A 14,703-nucleotide genomic window follows, 5' to 3' on the forward strand; every position below is an offset into this window, starting at 1 on the left:
CTCTGTTTTATCGGCTGTTTCTGCAAAACCCCGCCTTTGCCTTGCAGTTGCTGGGGCTGTCTGATTCAGGGGCGGGGTATCGCTTTAGCTCGGTCGAGGTCAAGCAGACCAGTTCCTGGGAGCGCGTAGCACCAGCTACGCATATCTTTTAAACCCCGCGAGGCCTACGGCCTTGATGCGGAGCTGGTGCTCCGCGCTCCCAGGGCGTTGAATGCCTGCCCGGGGCAGACTTTGCCCCCTTTCTGCACATGCCACAGGTGCGGCGGCTGTATCTGAGCGACTATCAAGACATTGACCCACACAGCGGCTTGGTCTGGCAACTGCTCAAACTCATCAGCGCCCGGGATGTCCAAGAAACCATCAGCGTCGCCCAACACCTGACCCAAACACCGGAAAACCTAAGCGCAGACACCCTAAACCTGATAGAAACCGTATTAGCCTATCGCTTACCGCATCTTAGCCTTGAGGAGATACACGCCATGCTCAATCTTTATGAACTCAATGAAGTCCGTTTGGAGGATACGCAGTTTTACAAAGATATTGCGGCCATTGCAGAGAAACGCGGACTAGCCCGAGGGATGGAAAAAGGGCTGGAGAAGGGGATGGAGAAGGGAATAAAGCAAGGCTTGCAGAAGGGGCGACAGGAAGGACGGCAGGAAGGACGGCAGGAAGGACGGCAGGAAGGACGGCAGGAAGGACGGCAGGAAGGACGGCAGGAAGGACGGCAGGAAGGACGGCAGGAAGGCGAGGAGATTGGCTTGCAAAAGGGCCGGCGTCTGACCGCTCTCAATCTGCTCAAGCTAGGGGTACTCACGAATGAACAGATTGCCCAGAGCACGGGCTTGTCGGTGGCGGAGGTTGAGAAGCTGCGTTTGGGGCAGCCGCATTAAGGGATGAACTGCGACGCCTCTGGGAACGCGGAGCCCTAGCCGGAGCGCGGAGCTCTAGCTCCGCACCGGGGGTGGGAGAGCTCTAGCTCTCCCTTTTTTTATAAACGGAGCTGGAGCTCCGTTCCCCCGGTGCACAGCTGGTGCTGTGCGCTCCTGATAAACTGGTGCTGTGCGCTCCCGGTAGGGTGGCGCTGGACCAAGGCCAGTGCCACGGTTCTTGGCATAGACCGGCTTTAACCGGGTTGTAGTGAATATAGTGAATGACATCCCTGAAATGGTCTGCATCCCGAATGTAACGGTCCCAGTAATCCGGCATCCAAAAACTTGGCCCTGGGATGTTTAAGCCAAGTTTTTCGTTATTTTCCATGGCAAAGCGTCCGGTAAATGATTTCCATGACTGGATGATTAAACTGAGTCGTCCTATTTGCTCAATTAAAACATGGATATGGTTGGGCATAATGCACCAGGCTATCAGGTGATAACGGTCTGCGTCGAAATGTCGCAGGCTGTTTTCCATACACTCGGCCATGCGCGGGTGTATCAGTGCACAACAGCCATATCCACGGTCAATATAACGTTCAATCGCCTTGCTTTTGTTTATTTTTTGCAATGACGGTGGTGATTTTTTAACTTCATCGTCGATGCGTTTAAAAATCTCTTGGGGTAAGGAGTCCGCAAGGCGAAAGGTGATAAATTGAAATTTTTTATGTGCATCATAATGAGGTAGATATCCTCGGTTATGCCAACCTAAGTGACTTTGCTCTGGCGGAATTTTGTAAGGTGACATATGGCGTTTAAACCCCTTTGGGTGTGTTTAATCTCGTTTGGTTGCCTTAACAAAAATCGCCACGACGGGAGCGTTAGCCTCCTGGGAGCGCGGCGCTCGCCGGGAGCGCGGAGCTCTGGCTCCGCACCGGGGGTGGGAGAGCACTAGCTCTCCCTTTTTTTATAAACGGAGCTGGTGCTCCGTTCCCCCGGTGCACAGCTGGAGCTGTGCGCTCCTGATAAGCTGGTGCTGTGCGCTCCTGGTCTGCTATTGCAGCAGGCTTAGGACGGATTGTGGGCCGGCGTTGGCCTGGGAGAGGGTGGAGATGCCGGCTTGTTGCAGGATTTGCGCACGGGTGAGTTGTGCGGTTTCTGCGGCGAAGTCGGTGTCGAGGATCCGCGAGCGGGCGGCGGAGAGGTTGACGTTGTAGGTGCCGAGGTTGTCGACGGCGCTTTCAAAGAGTTTTTGCACGGCGCCGAGTTCGGAGCGTAGGTCGGAGATCTGGTTGAGCGCGCCGTCGATGATGTTAAGCGCGATCATCGAGTCAAAGCGGGTGGTGACGTTGATTTGGGTGAGGTTCACCTGTTCGCTGGCGTAGGGGTTATTAACCGCTGGATCATTGAGCGCGTTGTCGTATTGCTCATGATCAAAGAGCTTGATGGTTTCTGGACCGGAGAGGCGGGCAACATCAATATTACGGCCCTGTGGATCGATAATCTCAATGGCGCCAGTTGTTGTATCAACAAGAACTTCCACATCCGCAAAAGGCGGTGGTGTGAGATTATTTGGATTGTAAGTGGCCAAGGCCGTCTGAATCGCCTGCCCCAAACCTGCCGGTTGGTTAATTGGCTGGTTGGCTAACTGCGTGACAGCAGGATCTGTCAGATCCAGGTCGATGCGCTCACCGCCGATGGTAATAGAGAAGTTAGAGATATTTTCCCCATCGCCATCATTAAAGGTCGCTGTTAAACCCGTGATGTCAACTCGGGAAGGCACCGTGAGGCTGACATTGGTGATGCTATGACCCAAAGCGGCTTCAAGTTTCAGGTTGCCAGAATCGTTGGCCGCTACCAGATCGGTAATCGCCCAGGGAGCTCCCGCTGCAGTCAGGGCGTTGTTGATGGCCGTGTCAATATCAGCCACAGAATCCGCAGTATACAACGATACCTCAAATGTCTGCCCAGCCAGGTCGAATTTCAGCGTGCCCAGATCACCGGCGGTAAAAGTGGCGGTCATATTAACCGGGGGATTCAACGCTTGGGTCTTAATGCTGCTTTCGTAGTCACCTTCAAGGGTTACTGCTGGTGCAGGATCATCGAAACCACCACCACCAACACCACCATTTGTAACAGTAACAGTGGGAGTAACCCCATCATCAACCCCTCGCCCCTGGGTGTCGGTGATCGTGAGTTCGGTACCCGCGTTATTAAACGCAAAGACCAGACCCAAACCGCGAGCCGCTGATTGGGCATTTAGTGCGGCTTGTAGTTCGCTGACACTACTCACCGTACTAGCCGCCACGCTGAGAGGTGTAGTACCGCCAATGATATCGGCAGCTCCTGCAGCTATTAGATATTCAGTTATCGCAAAGTCCTCAGCGAAATTTACGGCAGCACCAGCCACTTTGACGGTGGTATCGGTAACCGAGGTGCCTTTTAAAGCCGCCTGATTGGTGATTTCAAGCTCACCGATATCGCGTCCGGCTTTGAGTGACATTTCCAGGCTTTCGTCCATGCGCAGTTCAAATTGCGAGTCAAAGGCGCCGCGCAGGATGATGGTGCTTTGGCCATTGTTTTCGGTGACGGTGGCGGCTGAGACGTTGGCCTGGGCCAGTTTGAGGCGGGCGTCGGCCAAGCTCATGGTGCCTTCGCCGTAGCTGAAGGTGTTGGGCGATTCGGTGCCAGCGATGGCGCGCTGGATGGCGTTGTTGACCACGCGGGTGACGTCTTCGAGGGTGGTGAGGCCGGTGGTGCCGTCTTTGGTGCCCTCGGCGTTGACGTCGGGGTTGAAGATGGGGTCGCTTAAGTCGATTTTCAGCTCAATGGGGACGACCTCTTGGCCGCGCACCTGGCTGATGCTGATGGTGAAGCTGCCTTTGATTTCTTCAACGCCGTTTTTCATCTGTGCTTCGGTGACACCACCGGTGCCCAGTATCTGGCGGGAGCCGAGTTGGGTGTTGCGGGCGTCGACGGAGGTGGTGGCGATGGTGTTGCCCTGGTTGGCGCCGGTCTGGAAGACTTGGCTTTGCAGGGTGCCGTCGAGCAGTTTGCGGGTGTTGAAGTCGGTGGTGTTGGCGACGCGGCCGATGGCGCGGATGAGTTGCTGGAATTCGTTCGCGGTCGAGCGCGGTGTTGCTGTCGTTGGCCGATTGGACGGCGAGTTCGCGCATGCGCTGGAGGTCGTTGCCGATGGTGCTGAGTGCGCCTTCGGCGGTCTGGACCATGGAGATGCCGTCGTTGGCGTTGCGGATGGATTGGGCGTTGCCTTTGATCATCGCGGTCATGCGATCCGAGATGGCCAGCCCGGCGGCGTGGTCTTTGGCGCTGTTGATGCGCAGCCCCGAGGAGAGCCGTTGCAGGCTCTGGGCGAGGGAGTTGTCGGATTTTCTCAGGTTGTGCTAAGAGTTGAGTGACATGACGTTGGTGTTGATGACGGTTGAAGACATGATGTCTCTCCTGTGTCGTTTGGGTTTGGTTGGTTTGGTGCTGTTGGTGCTTTTGTTGCTTGGTTGTTGGGAGTGCCCTGGGAGCGCGTAGCACCTGCTACGCATAGTTTTTTATGCGCAGATGGTGCTGCGCGGTCCCGTTTTTTATGCGTAGCTGGTGCTGCGCGGTCCCGTTTTTTATGCGTAGCTGGTGCTGCGCGGTCCCGTTTTTTATGCGTAGCTGGTGCTACGCGGTCCCGTTTTTATGCGTAGCTGGTGCTGCGCGGTCCCGTTTTTATGCGTAGCTGGTGCTGCGCGGTCCCGTTTTTATGCGTAGCTGGTGCTACGCGGTCCCAGGTTTCTCGATGCGTAGCTGGTGCTACGCGGTCCCAGGGGCGCTCCCGGTTGCTTAACGGTGTCTGTGCTGTTTCATGGGCTAATCGCTCCTTATTTCTATTTGGGTTATGAGGGTTGGTTAAGTAAGCTGTGTTTTTACTTTTTTATGCGGAGCTGGTGCTGCGCGTTCCCGGGGGGTGTACACGCCTGTTAAAGCAATTCCGGGGCCAATTTTGATTTTGCTGTATTTTCAGTGAGATGAGGGGGTTTATTGGTGGAAAGAGGCAGGATTAGACGGCGGCATTTGCCGCTTTTGGGGTGGCAAGGCGGCAATGTTTGACGGGGTGCTGTTAACTACCCCGGCGCTGCGGGGAGGGGGTCTTGTGTTAAGTCTTTTATAACCACCCCGCCCCTACGGGTGTAAAAACTCTCCCCCTGCCAAGGGGGAGTCAGAACCACCCCGCCCCTGCGGGGCACCCCTCCTTGAAAAGGAGGGGAGTTTTTAAACATATAACCACCCCGCCCCTACGGGGCACCCCTCCTTGAAAAGGAGGGGCGTTTTTTAAACACGGAACCACCCCGGCGCTACGGGTGTAAAAACTCTCCCCCTGCCAAGGGGGAGTCAGAACCACCCCGCCCCTGCGGGGCACCCCTCCTTGAAAAGGAGGGGAGTTTTTAAACATATAACCACCCCGCCCCTACGGGGCACCCCTCCTTGAAAAGGAGGGGAGTTTTTTAAACACATAACCACCCCGCCCCTCCTTGAAAAGGAGGGGTGTTTTTTAATACCAAGCTGGTGCTGCGCGGTCCCAGGGTGCTGCGGGTGCTGTGCGGTCTCGGTGTGTTAGCGCCAAATTTCGCGAAGATAAATGACGTTGGGATGGCCGCGATACAACCCCCAGGAGGCGCGACCGGTGGGGTTGTCGGTGACAACATTACCGCTGCCCCAGTCGTATTGCAGCCAAGGTTTGTCATTTAACAGAGCCGTGATATCGACAAAGCCGCTATTGTTTTCGCCGGGGGGGCTGAGTTCCAGGGTTTGTTTTCCACCAGCCCAGTCGTGCGCCTTTAATATGCTGATGCTGTTGACATTATCGCTCACCCTGATTGATCCAGTTTGATTCTCTTGTTGATCATTGCTTAAACGAAAATCACGCGCACCTAAATGAGTGCAGTTATCAGCGGTGTTTAATACCCAGCGAGTGCCGTCGAAATACTGCGCTTCGACGGTGACCTCGACAGGATCGGTTTCCAGATGGGCGTGTCCGGTTCCCATCGTGAGACGGCCATAGCGCAGCTCTGGGCCGTTACCTGTAGTATGTACGGTCATGGGTCCAGATGTAGTGACACTATCACTGTCTATCGGCGGCTTTGCTTGAATTGTCAGGCGCAGTGGCCCAGTGGGTGAACTGGGGCGGCTGATCAGGTGCTTAACCTCAACCTTAGCTGATCCTTTATCCCATGAGACTTTAGGGTAGTCGACATCTGAACTTAGATCATGGGACGATCCGTCAGGTAAATTAATTTCGAAGTTTTCTTTTGACCAACCTTCCGAGCCAAGCTTTGCAAAATCACCTGTGTAGTTTTCGGTTATACCCTCCTGCTTATTACGGGCTTGCAAGGTGAAATCAGTGATAAAGCCATCTTGTCCAAAGTAGGTGAATGAACCACACGCCCCGGTGACGCTGCCTGGAACAATATGAAAATGATGCGGGATGAAACGCCCGATATGGGGTGAGCAGACGGCAACGTCTTCTCCAAGGAAATCGACGGTGTTGATTGATTCCGGATCTTCCGGATCAGCGCCCGTTGAGAACTGGATGATACCTACTTCGCTGTAGGATACGCCTTTAACCGTAGTCTCTAGTTTCTCATCAGCAAATGAGACGCTAGAAGCGCCATTATTATCGGGATAGCTTAGGTCGCCCGGCTTTCCACCTTCGGGCAGTCTCAACGAAGGTTGTGGCCCGGGAAAATCCCAGCGCGGCACACGAGCTTTTGCATTTTCTTGAACTGAGAAATCAGGCTTACCGCACTGATCCCAGATGCCATCCTCATTGTCATCATCATCAGCTTTTGCCATCCAGCGCACGGGGGTAAATGTGAGATCGAAACCTTCCCCTGCTTTTGTGAAGACACCTCCATTATGATCCACTGCCTTAGGATTAGTTTTAGTAACTGAGTCGGCTGGCGCATCGACAAACACCGCGAGAGGACGCACGACAAATGAATTGCTCTGCCCCGTTACTGTCACGGTTGGCGGTTCTTCTTCACCTGCTACACCCACGCCAATGTCCAATGAAGCGGTCAGTTGGTATTTTCCCGTATCGTTAGAGACAAAATAAAAGGGCGCTTTGCCATCCTCATTGTCAAAAGTAAGTGCTAACGAATTGCTATCTGATGAACTGTTGAGTGTAATGAAGCTGTTTGAATCACTGGGGTGGTGAATCTTTATGGCATTATTAACCAAGCCTTGAGTTTTGGGTTCAGGTATTGAATAGCTAAAGCGAACGTTTTGAGTACCCGCTACAGCAGCGACACAAGCCCCGGTATTATCATCTTTGCGTATTACTTGCACATAAAGGTCAGAGCGCTCCCACCCTTGGTTAGAAGGCTTACCCGCAATCTGCGTTAGAATACCACCATCAAAATCGTTATCAGTAAAACGGCCAATACGCACCCCGACATCCGCAAACTCTATCGTGCAATCTGTGGTTTCATTGCCGCTAACGCAAACGAATTGATCTGTTGCACTCTCAACCTTAAGCGTCACCTCACCAAGCTGTGTCATGCGCAATTTTGCCTCACCTTGCCCACCTGAAAAGGTGATTGACGAAGATTCCCACGAAGCCCCGTCTGGATTACCGTCAAAGCCTAGTTGAACAGTCACCTCGCCTTCATACAGTTCAGTACAGTTTGCATCCGCACACGCCTTAACCGTCACCGTCTCCGCTTCGCACGTCAGCCCTTGAGTAGCGTGCTCAAGACGGATGTGGTCAAGATCAGGTGCAATTGGTTTAATGTTGTTAGCACATAAACGCAGATTATCTATTTCATGAAAATTGACGGCGCCTCCTGTAGATCCTGTCAGGCTCAAGATTAAATTCTCTGGCGTTGTATAATCAGAAGAAACGGTCAGCAAGTCCACTGGTGAGATGATAATTTCATAATTATTACCTGTAGTATCTCGTTCCAAGGTCACCCAATATTTTCCATCTTGCCGACTATCCAAAGTGACACGGTAGCGATGCCCAGTCGTAGTTATTAAATTCGGGGCAAGTGTTTCAGTTCCGCTTAGATAGATATAACCGGATGTTCCTGAGCCTGGACCGCGCAAGGCAACACTGTGTTTTTTTTGACCTGGGCCGCCTATTTTTCCGCCATCAACCGGATTAGAATAATTACCATGGGTATCTAATCCAATGCCCAGAAAACCTCCGGCAAATCCTCCAATATTATGCCGTTTTGCATAACCAAGCGAGCCACCATAGCCACCCGGTGATGGCGTGATTGCAGCATCTGATAAAACAACCGCGACACCATCCGCACCAGATTCTTTATCATAAGTATAGTAATCAAATTCTATCTGGATAAAATTCCCCGCCAATGGGAATGTACGCTGCAAAGTAGCCATTGTTGCAATATTTTTTTCAGCATTTGTTAATCTTAATCGATTGACATTAATGGTAGGATCTTGAAAAACAGGATTGCCATGGCTGCTATTGCTGACAACCCAATTTTGACCGAGTGCCTCACGATCAAATTCATCTATAAAACATTGATCGCCTTTAAATTCAAGTGGCGCTGTAACAAAAGTTGCTTTTGCGTAGTTTTTGCTGTCTTGCATGAGGATAACGGATGAACCATCATTAACGCTGATGTCGGTGACAACGAGATAAAAATACTTACCCAGCTCTGCGTGAGATGTTGTTGGTATCGAGAAGGTGGCGGTTGAGGCTCCCTCTTGCAGAGTAACGTAGCTATTAGCATCAGGCTTTGTATAATGGGTCGGCGCGGTCGCTGTGCCATCAAGCGTGGTGTAGCGAACCGTGAGGGTTTCATTCGTTGGAACAGATACAACCTCACCAGCTTCGTTACGCAAGGTTAAGGTGAATACAGCAGGCTGGCCGGGATATACCACTGTATCGGGTATACTGATGAAGGCGTATACTTCATTTCCATAATATGCATCATTACTGTCGTTTTTACTATTGTCGTATGTTGCCCCAGGGGTACCGAACTGTTGCCAGCTCCCCGTACCATCCGGAAGACGGTGAATGCCTTTTGACTGCGAGGTAGTAGTAGCTTTCCAGTCGTAAAGTAATTGACTTAAACAGGCAGCAGTGGGTTCGTTATCTTTATATCCATTAACAGACAAATAATCAACTACAAGGCCGTTGCTATCTTTTAGCAAAACTTCCATGCCGAAATTATGCCTCAAATCCACTCTATTACTACTTAAAACAATATAATTACCATTTTGCGTGCTTGGTATATCAAGCGTTTCACAAACAGAATTTTGACCTTGTTTAGAGCAAACCTGTACTTTCCAGTTAGTGTATGCATCAGATACAGACATAGGCACAATTTTTTTTATTTCAACAAACTCCTCGTTTCCTAGTTCATACACCTCATTGATGGTTGCCTTGCCGATGTGAGGTGAACAGAAGTCTCTAGCCCAACCAGTGCCTGGCAGGCAGAGCAGGATCAATAGAAGAATGGCAAGTAAACGATTCACGATCATATTCTCTTGGTCATTAAAAAGTTGCCACGTAGCGGACGCATGTCGTGGCGATACCTTCCAGGTGTCGCTTTTGTGCGGCATCAAGATGATGCCGCCACGCTCCCGGGAGGCGTTTTATTAAGGTATCGGCGCCGCCGGTGTCACATCAACCCATACGCTCATGCGGGCGATGCGTTGTATGTCGCTGATGGCATCGCCGCCTTCTAGGGTGGCGGTGCTTTCCAGTTTAAAGAGTCTGTAGCTTCTGTTGTCTTCGCGCACATTATCTGCGGTAATTTCACAGCTTACCACGACCGCAAAGCCGGCAAATTGCAGGGAGGTATTCGATGCCGTCGAGCAGTCTTTATTATCAAGCACATAATAACGCCCCCATTCTAACCCCGCACGGGCGGCGTACCAGGCTTGTTTGCCTTGTTGGGCATAGGCACTGCCTAAATGCTGGGTGGCGGTAATCTGGGTGATGACCAGAGCCAATGCGCCAAAAACAATGAGAAAGAATAAAACCGCAAGCAAGGAGATGCCGCGTTCGTGTCGGTGTTGCATCATGGCACGTTCACCACCTGGGCTTGATACAGCAGCCGCACATATTCATCTGCCTGCTGCAAACTGAGAGACAGGCTGACCACGGCATTGCGAACGTGCGTGCCGGGGTCATAGCTAAAGTCACACGCGGCAACATTTTGCGTCAATAGATGCGGGGTCGCACTGCCAAAAGCCGTGGCTGAGGTAGGTTGATCAGCTTGAAAACCGTAGCCGGTGATACGGTATAGGCTATCACCCTGACAATAAAACGTGACCGGCCCGGATTGCGGGGCAATGTGAAAGCGTTGCTCTGGACTGCCCGAACAGCGGGGAAAGCGGTGCGCCTGGGTTAAGGTTATCGTCGTCGTGGTGCTGCTGCTAATTGCGTTGATCTGGGCGCGGTTGTGCGATTGGCCTGTGGGATTAGCCCCACCTGCATAGGCATTCGCCTCTGTCCCGGTGGTTGAGGCGTTATAAACAATCACATAGTCATTTGGACGTGCCTGACCGGTCAACAGGCCGCCGAGTACCTCAAAGGTTTGTCTTATTGGCGTTGCGCCACTCCCACAACTCAATCGGTATGGACTTGTTGTTTCTTCATCCGGGTGATGGAAGCGATAGCGCCCGCCATCTATGGTAGGGATAAATTCCAGATATTGTCCGTCGCTACTCACCCGCACACTGTTGGGCACGGCAAGGCGGATTTCGCGCACCATGCGGGTGAGTGCCAGGTCGGCCTCGGCGGTCAAAGTGGCACGGCGTGACTGATCCTGAAACGCCTGAAACGGGGCACTGAGGATGCGCACGGTGATGGTGCTGAGAATCCCGACTAAAATCAGCACCATAATCACCTCAATCAGGGTGAATCCTTGTTCGGCGGTGCTGCGTTGTGGCGTCATCAACGCTGGCGTGATTTTTTTCATGTCAGGTCAATCCAAATTATCCAAGGCACGAAAGCCCTGCAAATCCACGCCGATGGCGCTGAAACGATCATGGGTTACTGTGATCTGAATCCAGCAGCCGGGGACGCCGTTTAGTGGCGATGGTTCTATTTCTACGCTGACACGGTAGTCAGCCAATTCAGCAATCGTTTCTCCGTGAATCGTTTTGGGGCCAGCATCTTCAGATAATCCATTATAATCAAAAATATACCGCCAACTTCCGCGATTCGATGTACCTGTTGATGTTTCGGTACAACTATTATCCTTACCAGTCCCCAAGCCGCTGATTTCTTCCATATAAGCCTCGGCAATGGCGACGGCCTGTTGTTGCAGCATGGGATCTACGCTGTTGAGGACAGCGCGTGTGTAAACTGCCATAATACTGACCAAGGCAATGGAGAGAATGACAATGCTGATAATCAGCTCAATCAGGGTAAAGCCTGCAGTGGCGCGAGGTTTAATACACATAGCCGGTGTGCGCTTCGAGGGTGAGGGTATGCGTGCCTACCGTGAGGGTCATCAGAGCAGACACGGCCTGCCACGCATCGTTATTCCAGTGAACGGGTTCGCCTAAGCCGTTGAAGGCAAATGTTAATGGTGTTGAAGGAGACACAGACAGGCTAACACCCGGCGGCGCCTGACCGGCCTGGATGCCGTCCCAGCGTCGATCCGAGCCAGGATTTTGCAAATAATGCGGTGCGCTATTTCCATTAGGTGCGGGACAGGTATTATCACCATTCTCAATGCTAGCCAGGCAGATACGCACCCCGGATGGTTCGATGGCGATGATAACGGGCTGGTTGCGTGCTACGGCGACTTGTTGCGCATAACGCAAGGCCGCGATTAACTCCTCTGCATAGCCATATTCGCGAAATTGCTGAACACCGCCAAAACGCGGCACAGCAATCGCGGCGATAATGCCCAGCAAAATCAGTACTGTGACTAACTCAATCAGCGAAAAGCCACGGCAGTGGTGAGCGAGCATGACCGGGCGGAGTGGTTTCATCGTGACGGTTCAGCGATAAAAGCGGTAAACGTCTGGGTTTGGCCGGTGTGATTGGTCAGAATGCAGCGCCTTTCGGTAGATTCGTCATTATTGTCGGGAGCATCGCTGACAGCGTAGCCATTGGCCGGAATCGCTGCCTCACCGCTAACAATCACGGTACCGTCATTCATTACGCGCAAAACAGAGGCAGCATTACAGCCGTTTACCCATTGGCATTGCTGCTGGTTTAGCGGATTGATGCGACAGTTGGCATAATTCATCGCCATTGCCGCACCAATTGCCGCTGCGGTGGCATCCAATGCCGAATCCCGAGCCTCACCCGTTAGATTGACAAAACGCGGCATCACCATCGCTGTCAGAATCCCTAACAGCACAATCACAATCACGACTTCAATCAGGGTAAAACCGGATGATCTAGCAGACATGGATAACGACCTTTAGATTGAACGGACTGCGTATCTCTCTCTAATAAATCGATGTACCATGCCCTGTGAGATTACAGTATCCCGCAGGGCATGGCATGCCAAACATATAAACGACACTAAAAGAAAAATTTATATGCTTCTAGATAAATCTGCAGAATTAAATTTAACTTCCAGAACCAGAACAAGTATTATTCTTTACAAAAGTAGGACTACTATTAGCAGTCTGCGGGGGGGTGTAAGTTATAGTGCAGTCTGATAAATTATCAAGCCTAAAAGTAGCTGTACCAGCAGCATCCCCTGAGGTAAAAGTAAATCTTTCAGATAAAGTATTACTAGGATTATCACCCTCCCCACCAGCGACCCTCCTTATGCCAGTATTCCCAGCACGCGGAAATCCGTAGCGAACACTAATTTCATTAGGATCACCTGTACTTCCAGTGCCACCACATGTTGCACCCGTACTAATATTAATACATCCTTGATCTACTCCACTAAGTCCCGCAATAGCTGCTTTGGCCTGAACCATTAATACACCAGACCTTAATGAATTATAGGTTCCATCAATGGTTGCCGCTCTGGCCTCTTGTTGCAGATTGACAAATCTAGGCAAGGCAATCGCCGCCAAGATTCCCAAAATCACAATCACGATCACCAATTCAATCAGGGTAAAACCCTGTTGTGTTTGCTTTTTCATCATCTTGTACTCATGTCCGGTTTAAAAAATATCCCGCTGGGTTAGCGGTGTATCGCAAGGCCACGGCGCGGGGGCGGGCGGTATAGCATCACCCACCATGCCCGGCAGACCTGCAGGGCTTAAATCACTCATGTAGTCTATCGCTCAATAACAAAACTCCTGTATTTCATTTAGTTATCATAAAAACAACATGCTGCATGACCTATTCTAACACGGCAGCGCCGCTTTAAAAATGTGCGCTATCTCACATTTTTCACCGGTGCCTGTATTTTTTGGGCATAGGCGGTCTGCATAAGTTCATCCTGCGTTCGCCGTGGCGGCGGCTTCCAGCCGTCGCTTCAAACTTGTGGCGGCACCCTGGGAGCGCGTAGCACCAGCTACGCACCGGGGGAACGGAGCTCCAGCTCCGTTTAGAAAAACAGGGAGAGCTTTATTTAAGGGAGAGCTGGAGCTCTCCCACCCCCGGTGCGGAGCTGGTGCTCCGCGCTCCCAGGGTTTTTAACGCAGATACCCGCTAATGCGTCGCAGTAGTTCAGGAAACTGCACGGCGTAGTACAGCGGTTGGTTGCGCTGGTTTCTGCCATAACACAAGCCTTCGCCGACCAACTGCTTGACCCGTTTTAAACCCCGTGGGGTTTCGCGGCGGATGTCTTGTAACCAGCCTAGCCGCACCAAGGCGCGGTTGACCACTTGCACGCTGTGGCGTTGCTGGTGCAAAGACAGTAAGGCACTTAAGGTGAATAGATCCCGTTCGCTGGGTTGGGCTGGGGGCGGTGGCGGCGGTGGATGCAGGTCTTGGGGGGTTATTCCGAGTTCGGCCAGGGTGTGTTCAATCCACTGGCGTTTGCTGAGAGCATCCAACGGCAGGTGAGTGAGGTACAGATTCACGGCGGTAAGATGGATATAAGCGCGGAGCAAATCGGCGGGGAGGGGGTCTGCGGTCGGGCTGTGATAAGCGCCGGTCTGGCGGATGGTGGGGAGGACTTCTTCTGTGACCCAATCCTGAAAGCGTTCAGCGCTGGGGAGTTTGGAGCGAAGGATCAGGCGGTAAACGTCTGATTCGGGGATGAGCTTGGTTTTATGATCGAGGTTAAGTGCTTGATTTGTATAGATGCGTTGTTTTAACGCATCTATGTCAATCAATGACTTAGCTCTTTTGCAATGTTGACGAACAGCTTGCGCTGCATCGGTGTAACCCAACACTGCCGCCACGTCTCTGGCGACAAACCACGCAACGCCATCCGTGATGACGACACGCACGTTAAAAAGCTCAAAACGGAAGGGAATCAGGGAAAGATGCGCAGAATTTAACATGGATCGACTAACTCCATAACAGTTCTAAAAAGAACCTGAGCCCGAAAGGGCGCAGGCGACTGTATGGGTTAGCCTACCAGGCATTGGGCTGGCGCGTCCGAAGACGCCCGCACACAGCCGCCCGCATGGAGCGAGAAGCACGCAGAAAGATAACAGACACAAAAAAACCGCATAAAAAGCGGCGTGTGTCCGCCAATGAAAGGGAGGTCAATCCCGTGCGGCTGTGTGACAGCCGCCGGGTAACTTTACGCCCGCCGCTGGCATAAAACAAGCCCTGGGAGCGCGGTGTTAGCCCAAAGCAGTAATGTCCCCTTCGTCCCATTCTAAAATGTCCCCTTTATATTTAAGCGGGAGGGGCACGCATGACGAAGGAGCACATTACGATGAGTCACAAAGAATTGACCGACTAGAGATGATTCAG

12 protein-coding genes and 1 pseudogene are annotated in these 14,703 nt (G+C 52.1%); 2 read left to right on the top strand and 11 right to left on the bottom strand.

All coding sequences use genetic code 11. The features are described 5' to 3' along the window. Positions 1-14 precede the first annotated feature (14 nt). On the top strand, positions 15-152 hold the full coding sequence (locus tag THISIDRAFT_RS15395; protein ID WP_418896144.1) for a hypothetical protein: 138 nt from the start codon (positions 15-17) through the stop codon (positions 150-152). A 90-nt stretch (positions 153-242) separates the two neighbouring features. Continuing rightward, positions 243-890, top strand: a complete 648-nt coding sequence (locus tag THISIDRAFT_RS10035; protein WP_256439213.1) for a DUF2887 domain-containing protein — start codon at positions 243-245, stop codon at positions 888-890. A gap of 82 nt (positions 891-972) precedes the next feature. Here THISIDRAFT_RS10035 and THISIDRAFT_RS10040 read toward each other — a convergent pair whose 3' ends face one another. The 11 genes and pseudogenes from THISIDRAFT_RS10040 to THISIDRAFT_RS10090 all read right to left on the bottom strand — a co-directional run bounded on the left by THISIDRAFT_RS10040 (position 973) and on the right by THISIDRAFT_RS10090 (position 14,282). Next, positions 973-1,677, bottom strand: coding sequence for an REP-associated tyrosine transposase (locus THISIDRAFT_RS10040; protein WP_006788062.1), 705 nt, complete (start codon positions 1,675-1,677; stop codon positions 973-975). Positions 1,678-1,923: 246 nt separating this feature from the next. Next, positions 1,924-2,247: pseudogene (locus tag THISIDRAFT_RS14830) on the bottom strand (flagellin); the annotation flags it as partial. Positions 2,248-3,760: 1,513 nt separating this feature from the next. Further along, complete coding sequence (locus tag THISIDRAFT_RS15105) at positions 3,761-4,267, bottom strand: flagellin N-terminal helical domain-containing protein (RefSeq protein WP_336245415.1); 507 nt, start codon at positions 4,265-4,267, stop codon at positions 3,761-3,763. Positions 4,268-5,480: 1,213 nt separating this feature from the next. Then, the gene (locus tag THISIDRAFT_RS10055; RefSeq protein WP_139064097.1) at positions 5,481-9,374 is read right to left on the bottom strand and encodes a DUF6701 domain-containing protein; all 3,894 of its coding nucleotides are present in this window, start codon (positions 9,372-9,374) and stop codon (positions 5,481-5,483) included. Positions 9,375-9,497: 123 nt separating this feature from the next. Next, positions 9,498-9,926: a type IV pilus modification PilV family protein gene (locus THISIDRAFT_RS10060; protein ID WP_006788682.1), complete on the bottom strand. Its 429-nt coding sequence runs from the start codon at positions 9,924-9,926 to the stop codon at positions 9,498-9,500. After that, positions 9,923-10,825, bottom strand: a complete 903-nt coding sequence (locus THISIDRAFT_RS10065) for a PulJ/GspJ family protein (RefSeq protein ID WP_006788683.1) — start codon at positions 10,823-10,825, stop codon at positions 9,923-9,925. The genes THISIDRAFT_RS10060 and THISIDRAFT_RS10065 overlap by 4 nt, the downstream gene beginning before the upstream one ends. Positions 10,826-10,831: 6 nt before the next feature. Continuing rightward, a complete protein-coding gene (locus THISIDRAFT_RS10070; RefSeq protein ID WP_006788684.1) occupies positions 10,832-11,311 on the bottom strand; it encodes a type IV pilus modification PilV family protein in 480 nt (159 codons plus the stop codon). Next, positions 11,301-11,849: a GspH/FimT family pseudopilin gene (locus tag THISIDRAFT_RS14840; RefSeq protein WP_006788685.1), complete on the bottom strand. Its 549-nt coding sequence runs from the start codon at positions 11,847-11,849 to the stop codon at positions 11,301-11,303. The genes THISIDRAFT_RS10070 and THISIDRAFT_RS14840 overlap by 11 nt, the downstream gene beginning before the upstream one ends. Further along, complete coding sequence (locus THISIDRAFT_RS10080) at positions 11,846-12,274, bottom strand: type II secretion system protein (RefSeq protein ID WP_006788686.1); 429 nt, start codon at positions 12,272-12,274, stop codon at positions 11,846-11,848. The genes THISIDRAFT_RS14840 and THISIDRAFT_RS10080 overlap by 4 nt, the downstream gene beginning before the upstream one ends. Before the next feature lie 163 nt (positions 12,275-12,437). Continuing rightward, entirely contained in the window at positions 12,438-12,971 is a 534-nt protein-coding gene (locus THISIDRAFT_RS15110; protein ID WP_083824673.1) for a prepilin-type N-terminal cleavage/methylation domain-containing protein, read from the bottom strand. Between the two features lie 495 nt (positions 12,972-13,466). Continuing rightward, positions 13,467-14,282: a BRO-N domain-containing protein gene (locus THISIDRAFT_RS10090; RefSeq protein ID WP_006788688.1), complete on the bottom strand. Its 816-nt coding sequence runs from the start codon at positions 14,280-14,282 to the stop codon at positions 13,467-13,469. Between the last annotated feature and the right edge of the window lie 421 nt (positions 14,283-14,703).

The sequence above is a fragment of the Thiorhodospira sibirica ATCC 700588 genome, from assembly GCF_000227725.2.
In the GTDB taxonomy this organism is placed as follows: Bacteria; Pseudomonadota; Gammaproteobacteria; order Ectothiorhodospirales; family Ectothiorhodospiraceae; genus Thiorhodospira; species Thiorhodospira sibirica.